1 protein-coding gene is annotated in these 1,011 nt (G+C 35.1%); it reads right to left on the bottom strand.

Annotated features, from left to right (window positions below; translation table 11 throughout):
• Window positions 1-1,011: TolC family protein (locus EKL98_RS17440; RefSeq protein ID WP_394343497.1), on the bottom strand; the 1,011-nt coding region annotated here is incomplete at both ends.

Below are 1,011 nucleotides of genomic sequence, written 5' to 3'. Positions count from 1 at the left end.
GTAATTGTCAGTACTGTTAGGTTTAGTCGGATTGGGTTGTGCTAAATACGAATATCCTACATCGATTTTAGGCAATAACATATTGGCTTTCATTTTTTTCTCTACAGTCAACATATCGATTTTGCTTTGTAGTGCTTCAATTTTTGGATGATTAATTAAGGATAATTCTTGATTGACCAAATCGCTAATATTGAGTGTTTCCTGAATGGTTTGCCCTAGTTTTTTTTCTGGGATTATGGCATCTGCCAATTCTAATGGGATGTTGTTTTCTAGCCAAAGAAAATTGGACAATTCCAGTTTTGCTTTTGTTAATTTTAATTTTGAATCTTCAAGTGCCAGCAATCTGTTTTTAACAACAATTCCTGCTTCAACACTGTCTATTGCGGGTTTGTCTCCTTGTTTTATTAAAGATTCAATTCCTTCATATCGCTTTTGGGCGTTGGTACTGTAATTTTCATAAAGCAAATATTCTTCGTAACTTTTTTTCCAATTAAAATACGCTACCGAAGCATCATATAAAACAGCAACGGCTTCTAGTTTTTGCTGTGCTTGACTTAATTTGACCTGAATTTTTGCTTTTTGCAAATCGGCCATTCTTTGATTAATTAGTAATCCTTGTCCAAGAGGAGCACTAATTCCGAGGGAAGTTAATCCGTTGCTAGGGGTTTTGTTTTGGGGGTCAAGATAATAGCCTTCGTTTTCATCAAATCCTGCTTTTATGTCTATTCCGTACCAAGTTGGGATTTTGAAACTGCTATTCATTATCGAATAATATTCGGTTCCTTGAAATTGTTTTTTATTATAATTCAATTCCAATTTTGGATCAAATCCGCCACGTGCCATCATCAAGTTAGCTTGGGCTTTGCTGATTTCCAAGTTGGCATTTTTCACCAACGGATGATACTTTTTTACAAACCCCAAATACTCGTTATAACTTATTTCTTTGAGATTGGAAGGCAAAGAGGATTCGGCATTAGTCTGACTGTAAACTGTCGTTCCAAATACGATTAG

Source organism: Flavobacterium bomense, from assembly GCF_003970355.1.
This window is presented reverse-complemented; position numbering and strand designations above follow the sequence as displayed.